The 15,829-nt window shown below is 69.3% G+C and carries 10 protein-coding genes; 3 read left to right on the top strand and 7 right to left on the bottom strand.

Annotation, left to right across the window (positions count from 1 at the left end; genetic code table 11):
• Positions 1–20: 20 nt before the first annotated feature.
• The 3 genes from QPK27_RS20925 to QPK27_RS20935 all read left to right on the top strand — a co-directional run bounded on the left by QPK27_RS20925 (position 21) and on the right by QPK27_RS20935 (position 2,350).
• On the top strand, positions 21–473 hold the full coding sequence (locus tag QPK27_RS20925; protein ID WP_290420114.1) for an AraC family transcriptional regulator: 453 nt from the start codon (positions 21–23) through the stop codon (positions 471–473).
• 33 nt (positions 474–506) lie between these two features.
• A complete protein-coding gene (locus tag QPK27_RS20930; protein WP_290420115.1) occupies positions 507–1,109 on the top strand; it encodes a DedA family protein in 603 nt (200 codons plus the stop codon).
• A 134-nt stretch (positions 1,110–1,243) separates the two neighbouring features.
• Positions 1,244–2,350 (top strand): hypothetical protein, encoded by a 1,107-nt coding sequence (locus tag QPK27_RS20935; RefSeq protein ID WP_290420116.1) that lies wholly within the window; start codon positions 1,244–1,246, stop codon positions 2,348–2,350.
• Positions 2,351–2,360: 10 nt separating this feature from the next.
• Here the strand turns inward: QPK27_RS20935 and QPK27_RS20940 are convergent, their stop codons facing one another.
• From QPK27_RS20940 to QPK27_RS20970, 7 genes are all read right to left on the bottom strand, one after another.
• Positions 2,361–3,275, bottom strand: a complete 915-nt coding sequence (locus QPK27_RS20940; protein WP_290420117.1) for a diguanylate cyclase — start codon at positions 3,273–3,275, stop codon at positions 2,361–2,363.
• On the bottom strand, positions 3,272–6,733 hold the full coding sequence (locus QPK27_RS20945) for a hybrid sensor histidine kinase/response regulator (protein ID WP_290420118.1): 3,462 nt from the start codon (positions 6,731–6,733) through the stop codon (positions 3,272–3,274). The genes QPK27_RS20940 and QPK27_RS20945 overlap by 4 nt, the downstream gene beginning before the upstream one ends.
• Positions 6,734–6,846: 113 nt before the next feature.
• The gene (locus QPK27_RS20950) at positions 6,847–7,260 is read right to left on the bottom strand and encodes a hypothetical protein (RefSeq protein ID WP_290420119.1); all 414 of its coding nucleotides are present in this window, start codon (positions 7,258–7,260) and stop codon (positions 6,847–6,849) included.
• 154 nt (positions 7,261–7,414) lie between these two features.
• A complete protein-coding gene (locus tag QPK27_RS20955) occupies positions 7,415–8,341 on the bottom strand; it encodes a diguanylate cyclase (protein WP_290420120.1) in 927 nt (308 codons plus the stop codon).
• On the bottom strand, positions 8,338–11,865 hold the full coding sequence (locus QPK27_RS20960) for a hybrid sensor histidine kinase/response regulator (protein ID WP_290420121.1): 3,528 nt from the start codon (positions 11,863–11,865) through the stop codon (positions 8,338–8,340). The genes QPK27_RS20955 and QPK27_RS20960 overlap by 4 nt, the downstream gene beginning before the upstream one ends.
• 5 nt (positions 11,866–11,870) lie before the next feature.
• Complete coding sequence (locus QPK27_RS20965) at positions 11,871–13,247, bottom strand: oxygenase MpaB family protein (protein ID WP_290420122.1); 1,377 nt, start codon at positions 13,245–13,247, stop codon at positions 11,871–11,873.
• Positions 13,248–13,352: 105 nt separating this feature from the next.
• Complete coding sequence (locus QPK27_RS20970) at positions 13,353–15,614, bottom strand: TonB-dependent receptor (protein WP_290420123.1); 2,262 nt, start codon at positions 15,612–15,614, stop codon at positions 13,353–13,355.
• Positions 15,615–15,829: the final 215 nt, after the last annotated feature.

Below are 15,829 nucleotides of genomic sequence, written 5' to 3' on the forward strand. Positions count from 1 at the left end.
TCGCCACCATGGAGAGCCCCGTGCACATCGCGCCCCTGAACCCGATTTTTTTCGCTCCCGTGCGCCCTGGCGGGCTGCCCGGATGGCAGGTCAAGCAGGTCACCGACTACATCGACGCCAACCTGGACGCGACCCTGCGCACCGCCAGCCTGGCCGCCACGGTCGGCCTGAGCGTGAGCCACTTCACGCGCGCCTTCAAGCACAGCGTCGGGGTGCCGCCGCGCGTGTACGTGATCCGGCGCCGCCTGGCCGCGGCCTGCGCCGCGATGCTGGCCTCGGACGCGCCGCTGACGGCGATCGCGCATGCCCATGGCTTTTGCGACCAGTCGCATTTCACGCGCACCTTCCACGAGACGATCGGCCTCGCGCCGCACGCCTGGCGCTGCGGCAATCTGCAAAAGTGCGTGCGAAAGGGGCGGCTGAACACGTTACCCGGAGAAAACAATGAAATTTCGACAAAATTGGTATCGTAGAGGCTGTCAACCACCCATGACGGAGCTTCTGCCGTGTTCGATTTCATTACCGAGTTCATGCAAAACAGCGGCTATTTCGGTGTGTTCGCCCTGATGGCGCTGGAAAACATCTTCCCGCCGATTCCTTCGGAACTGATCATGCCGTTCGCCGGCTTCGTCGCCGCGCGCGGCGACCTGAGCGTGGCGGGCGTGCTGGTGGCCGGCACCGCCGGCTCCGTGGCCGGCGCCTTGCCCTGGTATTACGCCGGCAAGGTGTACGGCAAGGAGCGCCTGGAAAAGCTGGCCGACAAACATGCGCGCTGGCTGACCGTGACCCACGGCGACATCGAGCATGCGATGGACGCGTTCGAGAAGCATGGCAAGAAGGTCGTGCTGCTGGGGCGCCTGATCCCCGCGATCCGCACGCTGATCTCGGTGCCGGCCGGCCTGGCCAAGATGCCGCTGGCGCAGTTCCTGCTGTATTCGACGGTCGGTTCGCTGCTCTGGACCGGCATCCTGACCGGCGCCGGCTACCTGCTGGAAAGCCAGTACGAGCGCGTGGCCGACTACGTCGACCCGGTATCGAAGGCCGTGCTGATCGGCCTGGTCGGCTGGTACCTGTACCGCGTGGCGACCTTCAAATCGCGCAAGGCTTGATGTAAAGTCTGCAGCAAATGCGGAGTTCGACGCGGCGCGGACGCAACGTCCGGCGCCGCGCAGTGTGTCCGGCAACCCGCGCTGTGGCGTCAATCCCGGCTACAATCGCCCTGTCCGATGCCAGGCCCGCGCACATGAAGAACCAGTTGCTGGAAGATTTCGGGGATAGCCGCTCACAGCCGGCCGTCCCGCCACCCGTTACCAGGCCCGCCGCGCCGCCCGAGCAGGCGGTGAGCGCTCCTGCGCCCGCGCCACCGGCCGCTCCCGCGGCCCCGGCGCCAGGTCCCAAGGTCTGGCGCGCGCGCCGCGCCAGTCCGCCGCCGGTGTGGCGTGCACGCGAAGCCGGGGTAGTCTCGGCGCCCGATCCGCTGGTGGCAACCGAACCGGTCGTACCCGAGCCCCCGCCGGTGGCGGCGCGTGAACCCGAACCCATACCCCCGGCCCAGGCCGCGCCGCTCTTCGTGCCGTCCTTCGCCAGTCCCGCCCACGATGTGGCATTGCGCTTCACGCCAACGCAGCCGTCCTGGTTCGAACGCAACGGCCGCAAGGTGCTGGGCTGGGGCGCCGTGGCATTGCTGGCGCTGGCCGTCGCCGGCGCCGGCGCCTGGGCCTACCGCGACCGCCAGGTCGCCGATGCGCTGGCGCTGATGGCCGGCGAATCCGCTCCCGCGCCCGAGATCGTTCCCTATGTGCCGCCGGCGCCTGAGCCCGTGCCGCCGCTGGTGCTGGCCAGGCCGGGGCCGTCGACGCCCGAGCCGGCGCCGGAGATGAACGATTCGCGCCGCCTCGATGTGCGTCTGCAGGACAGCGCGCAAGCGCAGGAAGAGAGCGGGGAAGAGGAGTTCGTCGATAGGGCGGTGAAGGCCGCGCCGGTGGTCGCAGCGGCAGCCGCCGCCAGGGCTGCCGCGCCGGCGCCCAAAGCGAAGGCCGAAACGCCGCGCGTGGTCGCTGAAAAGCCGACCAAGCCGGTAGCGCGCAAGGAAGCCGAGCGCAAGCCGAAGCCGGTTAAGCAAGACGTGCGCAAGGCCGAAGTGCGCAAGCCCACACCTGCCAGGGCCGATGCGCGCAAGACCGCCGCGCGCGACAAGCCGCCGGCCGGGACCAACGCTGCTGCGGCCGCCGCGCCGGCGCTGTCGCAAGAAGAAACCCTGCGCCAGTGCCGCGCCGCCGGCTATCACGCCAGCCAGTGCGTGCGGCGCGGCTGCGTCGCCACCAGGTTCGGGCTGGCCTGCCGCGGTTGAACGTGAACGTCTAGTCGGCCCCGCGCCACACCACCCGGTTGCGCCCGGCCTGCTTGGCCCGGTACAGGGCGGCGTCGGCCGCTTCGAACAGCTCGTACTGCAGCTCGGCGCCGTCCGGCACCAGGGTCGCGCCGCCGATGCTGGCGCTGAGCATCGGCGCCACGGGCGAGGCCTCGTGCGCGATCTGCAGGTTGACCACCGCGGCGCGCAGTTCTTCCATCACCGTGGCCGCATTGGCCGCGTCGGTATCCGGCATCAGCAGCACCAGCTCTTCGCCGCCGTAGCGCGCCGCCAGGTCGGTCGGGCGGCGCATGGCGCCGTAGGCCACGCGCGCCACCGAGCGCAGCGCGCGGTCGCCGGCCGGGTGGCCGTAGCGGTCGTTGTACTGCTTGAAGGCGTCGATGTCGAGCACCGCCAGCGACAGCGGCGTGTGGTTGCGCCGCGCGCGCTGCCACTCGATGGCGAAGATCTCGTCGAAGCGGCGCCGGTTGGCCAGTTCGGTCAGGCCGTCGATGTTCGCGAGCCTTTCGAGCATCCTGCGCTGGCGCACCACCTGCAGGTGCAGCGCCACGCGCGCCATCACCACCGTCGCATTGAATGGTTTGGTGATGTAGTCCGAGGCGCCCATTTTCAGGCCGCTGGCTTCGTCCTCGGGCCGGTCCAGGCCCGAGATGAAGATCACCGAGATGTGCGCCGTCTGCGGATCGGCGCGCAGGCGCCGCAGCACCTCGTAGCCGTCCATGTCGGGCATCATCACGTCGAGCAGGATCAGGTCGGGCAGGTGGCGCGCGGCCCGTTCCAGGGTCTGGGCGCCGTTGCGGGCCAGCAGGACGGTGTATTCGGGTTTGAGCAGGTCGCCCAGCACTTCGCGGTTGATGGCGTCGTCATCCGCCACCAGGACTTTTTGCGTCTCTACTGCGTTCATGTGCTTCCTTCAAGGCTGCGCAAGCGTGCGGTATCGGTGTCGGCCTGGCCGGCCGGCGGCGTCGCCGCCCCTGCAGCCAGACCGGCCGCCAGCGCATCGAGCGGCGCCAGCGCCGCAGCATACTCGATCTGGTCGATGGCGCGCCGCACGGATTCCAGCGCCGGGGCATGGGCGGTGCCGGCCAGCAGCGTCTCGAGTTCGGACAAGGCGTCTTCGGCGCGCGCATCGTCGGCGCGCAGGTAGTCAAGCAGGCGCGCCATGACCGCCGCCACCGCTTCTTCGGGGGCCGCGCGCGGCAGGGCGGTGGCCGCCATGCGCGCCAGGCCGGAAAGCGCCGTCTCGAGTGCGCTCAACAGGGCCGGCACCTGCACCCCGACCCGGTCCGGCATGCCGGCGCGCAGGTCCTGTTCCAGGCGGCTGGCGGCGCCCGACAGTTCGAACGCGCCGACATACGCCGCGCTCGACTTGAGGTTGTGCGCCAGCGCCTGCAAGCGCGCGTGGTCGCCCGCGCCCAGCGCTTCGCGCAGGATGCGCGGCGCGCCGGCGTACTCGCGCACGAAGCTGCCGGCGCGCTTTTCCAGGCGACTGCGCTGGCCATCCACGTGTTCCAGCGCCAGGCGCCAGTCGATGCCGGGCGCCGCCGGCAGCGCGCCGGCCGCTTCCGGCGCCGCCGGCGCGCGTGCCCCCTGTAGCCGCGGCGGCACGGCGCGTCCCTCCAGGCGCGCCGGATCGATCCACTTGAGCAGGGTGCAGAGCAGCAGGTCGGGGTCGATCGGCTTGGCCACGTGGTCGTTCATGCCGGCCATGCGGCTCAGCGCGCGGTCGCTGGCCATCGCGTGCGCGGTCATGGCCACGATCGGCAGTTTCGCCAGGCGTGCGTCTCTGGCGGCGGCGCGGATCTCGCGCGTGGCGGTGAGGCCGTCCATCTCGGGCATCTGGATGTCCATCAGCACCAGGTCATAGTCGCCTTCCCTGGCCATGCGCAGCGCCTCGACGCCGTTGAAGGCAACGTCCACCTGCATGCGCGCGGCGGCCATGAAGTCGAGCGCCACTTCGCGGTTGTTGTCGTTGTCCTCGGCCAGCAGGATGCGCGCGCCGTCCAGGCGCGGGATGTCGGCCATGGTGCTGCTGCGCGCCAGGGTGCCGGCGGCGGATCCGTCGGCCGCGCCCAGTTGCGGATGCAGCACCTGCAACAGGCTGTGATACAAGAGCGCCGGGCCGACCGGCTTGTGCAGGAAGGCATCCACCGGCAGCTTGCCCTGTTCGTCGAGCACCGTCTCGCGGGTCAGGCTCGAGACCATCAGGATCGACGGCGGCGCGGCGTCGTGCGCGCACTGGTGGATGCGGCGGATGGTCGCCATCCCGTCCATCCCCGGCATCAGGTAATCCATCAGCACGATCTGGTACGGCTGGCCGGCGTCCCGGGCGCGCGCCAGCGCGGCCAGGCATTCCTCGCCCGAAGCCACGGCGTCGGCCTGCACGCCGAACGAAGTCAGCATCTCGACCAGGGCGGTGCGCGCGGTGGCGCTGTCGTCGACCACCAGCGCGCGCACGTCGGTCAAGAGCGCCAGGCGGGTTGCGTTGGCGGCGCTGGCGGCCGCGGACGTCTCATGGCCTTCGGCCACGCCCAGCGGGACGGTGAAGGTAAAGGTGGTGCCGGCGCCCGGGCTGCTCTCTACCGCGATCGTTCCCCCCATCAGCTCCACCAGCTGGCGCGAGATCGACAGGCCGAGGCCGGTGCCGCCATACTTGCGGGTGGTCGAGCTGTCGGCCTGGCTGAACGACTGGAACAGCCGCGGCAGCTGCTCGGCGGTCATGCCGATGCCGGTGTCGCTGACCGAAAACGCCAGCAGCACCGGGTCGGCAGCGGAGCGGCCTTCGACCTTGACCGCTTCCACCGCGACCACGATCTCGCCGCGCTCGGTGAACTTGACGGCGTTGCCGGTCAGGTTGATCAAGACCTGGCCCAGGCGCAGCGGGTCGCCGACCAGGCGCGTCGGCACGCCGGGCCCGACCCGGAAGATCAGTTCGATGCCCTTGGCGTCGGTCTTCACCCCGGTCAGGGTCGACAGGTGTTCGAGCATCTCGTCCAGGTCGAACGCCACCTTTTCCAGCGCCAGCTTGCCTGCCTCGATCCTGGAAAAATCGAGGATGCCGTTGATGATGCCCATCAGGTGTTCGCTCGCGCCCAGGATCTTGCCGAGGTAGTTGCGCAGGCGCGGCGCCGGGTCGCTCATCAGGGCCAGGCGGCTCATGCCGATGATGGCGTTCATCGGGGTGCGGATCTCGTGGCTCATGTTCGCCAGGAATTCGGACTTCATGCGCGCGCCGGCTTCGGCGCGCAGCATCGCGGTCTGCATCGCCTGGGTGCGCAGGCCGAGGATGCGCATGAACACCAGCATGTCGAAGGTGGCGCCGAATTCGAGCGCGTGCATGGTCCAGAAGTTGGCCGGCAGGCGGCCGTTGATCACCTGCGCCGTGATCAGCGAGCTGGAAAAGCTCACCGCCCAGCCGACCAGGAACCAGGTGCCGATGGCGTCGCCGGCGCGGGCGCGCCGGAACGCGCCGGGAAGGCCGAGCAGCATCGGCATGATGCCGAGCGTGCCGACGATCGCCACCAGGTAGCGGTGGCTGATGACGCCGGCGCCGAAACCGACCGCGGTCACCAGGCAGGCGACCGAGAAGCCGCGCATCAGGCGACTGAAGATGCGGTCCACGCCGGGGCGCGCCAGCGACTGTTCGACGAACAGGTAGGCGCCGCACGAGGCCATGATCGACGAGATGCCGGCGCCGTGCTCCAGGAACCAGGCGTTGCCGGGCCACAGGAACTGGCCGGCGATGCCGAACCAGCAGGCCGAATACACGGTCACGCCGCCGACCAGGATCGCGTACTTGCCGAACAGCGGTTCGCGCAAGGTCAGCCACTGGCCGACGCTGTACAGGAACAGGCAGATGCCCAGGCCCAGGATCACGCCCTGCAGCATCTGCTCGCCGAGCGAATCGGGCAGCACTTCGTCGACCTGCATGAACGACAGCGGCAGGATCTTGGGGCCGACCGCGCTCACGCGCAGCAGCACGGTGTAGTCCTGACCCGGCGCCATGCGCAGCACCACGGTCGGCACCCGGCCCTTGAGCGCGTCGCCGGTCTGCGCCTGCATGCGCCCGGCCGTCGCCACCCGCTGCAAGCCGTCGGGATGGGCGATGTGGACGTCGAGTTCGTCGAGCAGGGCGAAGTCGACCTGCATCACCCAGGCGTTCGGGGCGTCAGCCGGGACCGAGACGGGGATCCGGACCCAGGTCGTCCCCGGCTGCATGCCGAGGGTGGCGGTGGCCGTGTCCGGACGCGCGAAGCGGGCCTGCTGCTTCAGCGCTGCCTGGGCGTCGAGCGTGCGCCCGGGATCGCGCAGGATGGTGATGAAGCGCCAGGCATCGACCTGCTGGACATCCTTGCCCAGCACCAGCGGCTCCTGCGCCGCCGACCATGGCGAGGCGCCGCACAATATCGACAACAATAACAGCCCGGGCAAGCGCGCCCACCAGGACCGCAACCGGTAAAACAGACTGCCAACCGTCATGCCGGCTCCCCGCGCGGCGCGGCGGCGCGTTCGCCATGCCAGCGCGCCAGGCCGCAGCCGGCGCAGAACAGCGGGATGCCCGTCGCGAACAGGGCGATGGCGCGGGTCTCGACCGGCACGCCCTGGGTGGCTTCATGCACCATCAGGACGCCGTACGGCAGCAGCGGCGCCGCCACATGCCGCAGCGCCGGGCGCGCGGCGCAGTTCGAAGCGACGGCACGCGTGGAGGACAGCCAGCCTCGCCGCTCAAGCAGGAGCGGCACCAGCAGGGCCGGCGCCACGCCGGCCAGGATGGCGAAGCGCGCCAGGCGCGCCGGCCGCACGCCCGGCGTGGAACGCGCGATGCGCGCAATGCGCGGTGGACGGGATGGACGCGGCGCAGGGGGGGAATCGAGCGGCGAAGACGACATGGTCGTGATCCTCTTGACGGGATTGAACGGCGGTGCGTGCCCGTTCACCGCAGCCGGCCGCGGGTTGGACCCCGGGGGCGGCTGCGCGCTGCACGCTCATCTCATCAGTCTAGCAGGTCGGAGCCGGCTGTGGCATGCCCTCGGTGCCGAATTTTCAGGTTTGCAGCGTGACGCGCTCGCGCCATGCGATACGGTTGCGGCCGGCCTGCTTGGCGCGGTACAACTCGGCGTCGGCGGCTTCGAACAACTCGGATTGCTGTTCGCCGCTGTCGCCATGCAGGGTGGCGCCGCCGACGCTCACCGTCAGCACCGGCGCCACGTTCGAGGCTTCATGCGCAATCGCCAAACCGGCTACGGTGTCGACCAGCTGGGCGATCACGCGCCGGGCGTCGGCGGCTTCGGTTTCCGGCATCAGCAGCACCAGTTCCTCGCCGCCGTAGCGCGCCGCCAGGTCGGCCGGACGGCGCATCGCGGCGCCGGCCACGCGCGCCACCGAGCGCAGCGCGCGGTCGCCGGCCGGGTGGCCGTAGCGGTCGTTGTACTGCTTGAAGGCGTCGATGTCGAGCAGGGCCAGCGACAATGGCCGGCCGCTGCGGCGCGCGCGTTGCCATTCGAGCGCGTACATCTCGTCGAAGCGGCGCCGGTTGGCCAGCTCGGTCAGGCCGTCGATGTTGGCCAGGCGCTCCAGCATCCGTCTCTGGCGCAGCACCTGCAGGTGCAGCGCCACCCGCGCCATCACGACGGTCGGGTTGAACGGCTTGATGATGTAGTCCGAGGCGCCCATCTTGAGGCCGTTGGCCTCGTCCTCGGGCCGGTTCAGGCCCGAGATGAAGATCACCGAGATGTGTTCGGTCTGCGGGTCGTCGCGCAGGCGGCGCAGCACCTCGTGGCCGTCCATGTCCGGCATCAGGACGTCGAGCAGGATCAGGTCGGGCAGGTGGCGCGCGGCGCGCTCCAGGGTCTGGGCGCCGTTACGCGCCAGCAGCACCGTGTATTCGGGCTTGAGCAGGTCGCCCAGGACTTCGCGGTTGACGGCGTCGTCGTCGGCCACCAGCACCTTCTGGAACTCGACCACGTTCACGCCGCGTCTTTCGTGACGTGCGGCGTCGGCGCCGGCGCTGCGTGCAGGCCGAGGGCGGCGGCCAGCGCCGCCAGCGGCGCCAGCGCCGCCCCGTACTCGATCTCGTCCACCGCGCGCCGGACCGGCGCCAGGCCGTCCTCGAATGCGCTGCCGGCCAGCAGCGCCGCCAGGTCGTCCAGCGCGTCCTCGGCGCGCGCGTCGTCATCGCGCAGGAAGCCTTCCAGGCGCGCCACCAGCGGCGCGGCCAGCGGGGCCAGCGCCTCCTGGCCGGGAGAGCGCGGCAGCGCGGCGGCGGCCAGGTCGGCCAGGCCGGCCAGCACCGCTTCGGCCGCCGTCACCAGCGACGGCACCTGCACCCCGACCCGGTCGTACAGGCCGGCGCGCAGGTCCTGCTCCAGGCGGTTGGCGGCGCCGGACAGTTCGAAGGCGCCGACATAGGCCGCGCTCGACTTCAGGTTGTGCGCCAGCGACTGCAGGCGGCCATGGTCGCCGCTGCCGAGCGCTTCGCGCAGGATGCGCGGCGCGGAGCCGTATTCGCGCACGAAGCTGCCGGCGCGCTTTTCCAGGCGGCTGCGCTGGCCATCGACGTTCTGCAGCGCCAGGCGCCAGTCGATGCCCGGCACCGCCGGCAGCGCCCCGACCGGCTGCGGCACCGCCGGCGTCTCGGCCTGGGCACGCGCGGGCACGGCACGCCCGTGCAGGCGCGCCGGATCGATCCACTTGAGCAGGGTGCAGAACAGCAGGTCGGGGTCGATCGGCTTGGTCACGTGGTCGACCATGCCGGCCATGCGGCTCAGGGCGCGGTCGCTGGCCATCGCGTGCGCGGTCATGGCCACGACCGGCAGCCTGGCCAGGCGCGGGATGGCAAGAATCTCGCGCGCCGCGCTCAAGCCGTCCATCTCGGGCATCTGGATGTCCATCAGCACCAGGTCGTAGTCGCCATCTTTCGCCATGCGCAGCGCCTCGACGCCGTTGAAGGCGACGTCGACCTGCATGCGCGCGGCGGCCATGAAGTCGAGCGCCACTTCACGGTTGTTGGCATTGTCTTCGGCCAGCAGGATGCGCGCGCCGTCCAGGCGCGGCAGGTCGGGCATGGCCATCATGCCGGCCAGCGGCGTGCCCAGGCTCTCGACCGCGCCCAGCTGCGGATGCAGCACCTGCAGCATGCTGTGGTACAGCAGCGCCGGGCCGATCGGCTTGTGCAGGAAGGCGTCCACCGGCAGGTCGCCCTCGCTTTCCAGCACCGCGTCGCGGTTCACGGCCGACACCATCAGGATCGCCGGCGGCGCGGCGTCGCGCACGCACTTGTTGATGTTGCGGATGGTCTCGACCCCGTCCATGCCCGGCATCAGGTAGTCCATCAGCACGATCTGGTACGGCTGGTCGAGTTCCTGGGCCCGCGCCAGCGCCTTCAGGCATTCTTCGCCCGAGGCCACGGTGTCGGCTTTCACGCCCAGCGTGGCCAGCATCTCGGCCAGCGCGGCGCGCGCACTGGCGCTGTCGTCGACCACCAGCGCGCGCACGCCCTGCAGCATGGCCTGGCGCACGGCGTTGGCGGCCAGCTGGCCGTCGGCCACGCCGAGCGGCACGGTGAAGGTGAAGCAGCTGCCCTGGTGCGGCGTGCTCTGGGCCGAGATGGTGCCGCGCATCAGTTCGACCAGCTGGCGCGAGATCGACAGTCCGAGGCCGGTGCCACCGTACTTGCGGGTGGTCGAGGTGTCGGCCTGGCTGAACGGCTGGAACAGGCGTGCCAGCTGTTCCTGGGTCATGCCGATGCCGGTGTCGCTGACCGAGAACGCCAGCGTGACTTTACCTGGCTCGCTGGCGCGCGCCTCGACCGAGACCACGATCTCGCCGCGCTCGGTGAACTTGACGGCGTTGCCGGTCAGGTTGATCAAGACCTGGCCCAGGCGCAGCGGATCGCCCACCAGGCGCTGCGGCACGCCGGGGCCGACCCGGAAGATCAGCTCGATGCCCTTGGCGTCGGTCTTCACCCCGGTCAGGGTCGAGAGGTGTTCGAGCATGTCGTCCAGTTCGAACGGTACGGATTCGATATTCAATTTTCCTGCTTCGATGCGTGAGTGGTCGAGGATGTCGTTGATCAGGGCCAGCAGGTGTTCGCCGGCGCCAAGGATCTTGCCGAGATAGTTGCGCAGCTTCGGCGCCGGGTCGCTCATCAGGGCCAGACGGCTCATGCCGAGGATGGCGTTCATGGGAGTGCGGATCTCGTGGCTCATATTGGCCAGGAATTCGGACTTCATGCGTGCTTCGGCTTCGGCGCGCAGCAGTGCGGTCTGCATGTCCTTGGTGCGCAGGCCGAGGATGCGCATGAACAGCAGCATGTCGATGGCGATCCCGAACTGCATTGCGTGCATGGTCAGGAAGTTCGACGGCAGCTTGCCGGCTGCCACCAGGATCTGCACCACCGTGGTGGTGGAGCTGAGCACCCAGCTGAACAGGAAGTAGTAACCCATCGCCTGGCCGGCGCGCATCAGGCGTACCGCGCCGGGCAGGCCGAACATCATCGGCATCGAGCCGGCGGTGGTCACGAACAGCACCAGCACGGCAGGCGGGACAAGGTCGAAGATCCACAGCACGCAGACGATCAGGCACAGCGCCGCCATGGTGCGCATCAGGAGCGAAAACTTACGGTCCTTGCCGGGACGGGCCAGCACGTGTTGCACGAACAGGTAGCCGCCGGCGCCGGCGATCAGCGAGGCGATGCCGGTGACGTGGGAGCTGAGCCAGTCGCTAAGTGCATTATTACTGCGCCACAGGAACTGTTCGGTTAAACCGAACCAGCAGGCCGCGTAGACGCCAAGGCCGCCGACGAACATGGCGTACTTGCCGTACAGGGTCTGGCGCAACGTGATGAACTGGGCCAGGCTGTAGATGAACAGGCATAGTGCCAGGCCGACCATCATCCCCTGTAGCATCTGCTCGCCGAGCGCAGATTGGTGGAAGGCGACCGGCTGCATGATGCGCACCGGTGCCATCTGCGGGCCGCGCGAGGCGATGCGCACCAGCAGCACATACTCGCGCCCCGGCTCCAGGTTCAGGACGATTTCCGGCACCCGGCCCTTGAGCGCGCCGTCTTCGTTCTGGCGGCGGCCGGCGTCGGCGATCTTGCGCAGCGACTCGGGCTGGTTCGCTTCTGCCAGGTAGAAGTCGACCCAGTCCAGCAGCGGGTAGTCGACCACGGCCACCCAGGTCGACGGCGCATCGGGCGCGACGCGCAGTGGAATGCGCATCCAGGTCGGTTCCTTGCGCATGCCGATCACGCCGGAGGCAAGGGTTGGCGCGCCGAAGCGTTCCTGCGCCGCCAGCGCGGTCGCCGCATCGAACCTGGATTCGGTATCGTATAGCAGCGACACCGCCGGCCAGGCGTCGAGGCTGGTGTCGGCGCGCGTCAGTTCCAGCGGCGCGGCGCGCGCTGCCGAAGCGCCCAGCGTCAGCAGCAGGAAGAACAGGGCAAGCGCGCGCAGCATGCGCGGGAGTGCGGACGAGTGCGAAGTGGCGGTCATATCATTCAGCGCGTGGTGGCGGTACCGGAAGCAGCGGCGTCCGCGCCGGCGTTCAGGCGTGCTTCCAGCCGGTTGACCCAGCGCGGCGCCTGCGGGTCGTGGCGCCAGCTGTCGGTGGCGTCGGAGACTTGCTCCAGCAGCGCCGGCGGCAGGCGCAGCGGACGGGTCTCGTCCATCAGGAAGCGCGTCACCAGGCGGTAGCCCAGCACGCGGGTGCACATGCGCGTGATCGAGAAGCCCGGCACCACGCGGCGCACGGTCCAATCGATCGCGCGCACTGCGCCAAGACCACCGGTAAACAGCAGGCGCGAGGCCAGCGGCAGGCGCGCGGTCAAGCCCAGGTCTTCGGTCGCGTCCTTGCCGCACAACAGGCGCGTGAGCAGTGTCGGGAACGGTTTCAGGAACGCTACCGGGATTTCGTTTTCGATCGCCTTGATCAGCGCCGCGGCCAGCGCCGGGCGCGGGTCGGGCTGGCGCACCAGCAGGCGGCCGCGCGCTTGCATGGCCGCGAAGTCGCGCCCGGCGTCTTCCATCGTCCACGACATCAAGCCGCGCTCGACGCCCAGCACGTGGGCCATCACGTTCCAGGCGTGCAGGTAGGCTTCCTCGTCGGCGCGCTCCAGCCCCAGGCCGAGGCTGCGCAGGCCGCGCAGGAATACGTAGTTAAAGGTGAGCAGCGTGTACGCCAGCTCTTCCTGGTTGCACGGCAGGCCGTTGCGCGCCGTGTCCCAGCCGTGCGCGTACAGCTGGTGGTAGATGCCGCCGCCGGCCGGGTTCATCGATTCAATTGGGGCCGCGCCCAGCGCGTCGCCTGGATGGCCGCGCAGGATCAGGTGGCGGATGGTGGCATGGATCAGGCGCACCTTGAGGGTCTGGGCCACGCCGGCGCCGTCGGGCGTCGTCAATCCGCCCTTCATCATCACGGGAAAGATCATGGCCGCGGTCGAGCGCACGCGGTAGTCGGTGTGGGCTTCGAGCTGGCCGGCCGCGTGCAGCACCGCCGACAGGTCGGGCAGCACGTAGCATTCGGGCAGGCTGGCGCAAAACAGCAGGGTGCACGACAGCATGCTCATGTCCATGAACAGCGCTTCGGCGCGCGCGATTTTCACCGGGTCGGCCCACTCGGGCAGCGCCTGGCAGCGCGTCAGGTAGTCCTTCAGCGCGGCGACCGCGCGCGGATCGAGATTGGAGTCGGGCAGGGGCTGCCAGGCGGCGAGCATGCCGTTCGATTCCCAGCGCACGATCTCGCGGTTGATGGCGGCGATGCGTTCGCTCAGTTCATGTGGGCCGTCGGCGCCTTCGAGCATGCGGGCGACGGTATCGTCGGCCGGCGCGTCGGCGCGCATGGTGGGTGACAGCAGCTGGTGGTCTTCGCGGTTCATGCAGTCTCCTGGTTCCGTGCCCGGTTGAGAGAGATGGTTACAGCCATGCTTGCAGGGGAAGTCCGAGTCCGGCCGCGAAAGCGGCCGGTCTCGTTGCACCGATACTTAGAAACGCACGTCCAGGCGCAGGTCGGCGGTGCGCGGCGCGGTCGGCGTGGTCATGCCGAAGCTGTCGATGATCGACGGACGCACCTTGTCCTCGATGTTGCGCACGCGCGCCAGCACGCTCCAGCTGGCGCCATCCGGCGCGTAGCGCAGGGTGGCGTCCGTACTGGTGTAGGACGGGATGCGGTACTCGAGCAGCTGGCTCGGCACGGCGATCACGTAGTCGGCGCTGCGACGGGCGAACACGCCGGCGTTGAGCTGGCCGCCGAGCACGGCGAAGCGGTGGTCGTAGCCGAGCATGTAGACGTGCTTCGGCGCGCGGTCGAGCGAGCGGCCGGCCCACGACACGCTGCCGTTCGGGCTGTACTGCACGTACTCGGCGTCGAGCAGGGTCGCGCTGTAGCTCAGGCGGCCGTTGCTGCCGACGCGCACTTCACCGTCGAGCTCGATGCCGCGCGAACGGGCCTGGCCGGCGTTGCGGGTCAGGATGCGCGGCGCGCCCGAGACGATCGCGTTGCCCGACAACTGCAGGTTGGTGTAGTCGTAGTAGAAGGCGGCGGCGTTGAAGGTGGCGCGGCCACCCAGCAGACGGCTCTTGAGGCCCGCTTCCCAGGCGCGCAGCTGCTCCGGCTGGTAATACAGCGCGCTTTCGGTGACGGCGATCGCCGCCGGGCAGGTGAGGCCGGCGCCGGTGCTGCCTGCCAGGCAGCCGTCGTTGAAGCCGCCCGCCTTGTAGCCGGTCGACAGGCTGCCGTACAGCAGCGCGCCCGGGGCCACGTCATATTCCGCGCCCAGGCGCCAGGTGGTCTCGCGGTGGTTCAGGCTGGCCGTGTTCAGTTGCGCGCGGTCGGTGGCCGGGTTGAAGGTCGGCCCCTGCTGGAAGTTGGTCGAACCGAGGCGGCTCTTGTCGTCTTCGGTGCGGCGTGCGCCGGCCGTCAAACGCAGGCCGTCCTGCACGCGCCAGGTCAGCTGGCCGAAGATGGCCTTGCTCTGCGCCTCCGTCACCAGCGGGAAGGCGTACACCGGTGGCAGGCCGACCGGCTGCAGGCCGGTGAAGAAGTACGAGGTGTCGGATTCTTCGCTGAAGTAGTACAGGCCGCCCTGGGCGCTGAGCGGACCGCTGCCGTTGGTGGCAATGCGCAGCTCGTGCGAATCCTGTTCGTTGTGGCCGTCGTAGTGGTTGTTCACGCCCAGCGCCACGGCCGGGGTCACGCGGTAGTAGTAGTTCTGCAGGATCTGCTGGTCGATCTCGCGGTGCGAGCCGATGTAGTAGACGGTGGCCGGGCCCAGGTTCCAGCTCAGGTCGGTCGTGAGGCCGCGGATGCGACGGTCGTTCCAGCCCTGCACCGGGGTCATGTTGAACGGACGGAAGCTGTTGGTCAGGCGCTCGTCGGTGCTGCCGCCTTTCCAGACCGGCGCGCCCTGGGCCACGCCGGTGTAGAAGTTGGTGTCGGGGACGAAGCGGTCGTTGTTGCCTTCGGTGATGCTGTGATCGTAACGCACCACCAGGGTGGCGTCGGGATTGATCTTCCACCTGGCGCTCAGGCGCGCGTCGCGCTCGTCGCGGTCCATGCCGGCACGGTGCGGGGTGCCCTGGTTGTTGTTCAGGAACGGGTCCTGCTTGCGCCCGCTGACGGCGGCGCGCAGCGACAGCGCGTCGTTGACCGGCACGTTGATCATGCCGTCGACCTTGCGGTTGCTGTAGGTGCCGAGCTCGAAGCCGGCCGCGCCTTCCAGCACGTCGGTCGGGGCGTTGCTGATCACGTTGACCAGGCCGGCGGTGGTGTTGCGGCCGTACAGCGTGCCCTGCGGGCCGCGCAGCACTTCGATGCGGTCGACGTCGAGGAAGTTGGCCGACTGGCCGGCCGGACGCGAGATGTACACGCCGTCCTGCATGAAGGCGGCCGACGGGTCGCCCTTGTCGGTGGTGTCGTTGTTGCTGATGCCGCGGATGGTGACGCGCAGGCCCGAGAAGGCCTGGTCGAAGTGCACGTTCGGCAGGCGCGGACCGAGGGTGGCGGGGCTGTCGGCGCCGATGTCGCGCAGCTGCTCGCCGCTGACGACGCTCATCGCGACCGGGGTGCGCGAGGCCAGCGCGGCGGTGCGCTGGGCGGTGACGACGACTTCCGGCACTTCGTTGGTGTTGGCGTTCGCAACGACCGGCGCCGGAGTCACGATTTGCGCCTGGGCGATGCTGCAGACGATACCCGAGATGGCCGCGACCAGCAGCTTCTGGGCTGGGCGGACCTGCATTGCTTTCATGAGAACTGCTCCCTGTTATATGACTATCAGTTTCTCGTCATGAGAAACACATCCACGCTTATATTCTTGTTGGCAATCTACGTTGCGCAGCGGGATGCAAAGCCCGACAGTCTAGCAGGTGATTACTACCGGAAATAGTCCTTCGATGAGTTAACGAACAAAAAAGGACGCGTTTGCAACGCGTCCTTGTCAAAAGCGGCGGGCTCGTCAATATG

Source organism: Massilia sp. YIM B02443 (assembly GCF_030411955.1).
Lineage (GTDB): Bacteria > Pseudomonadota > Gammaproteobacteria > Burkholderiales > Burkholderiaceae_D > Telluria.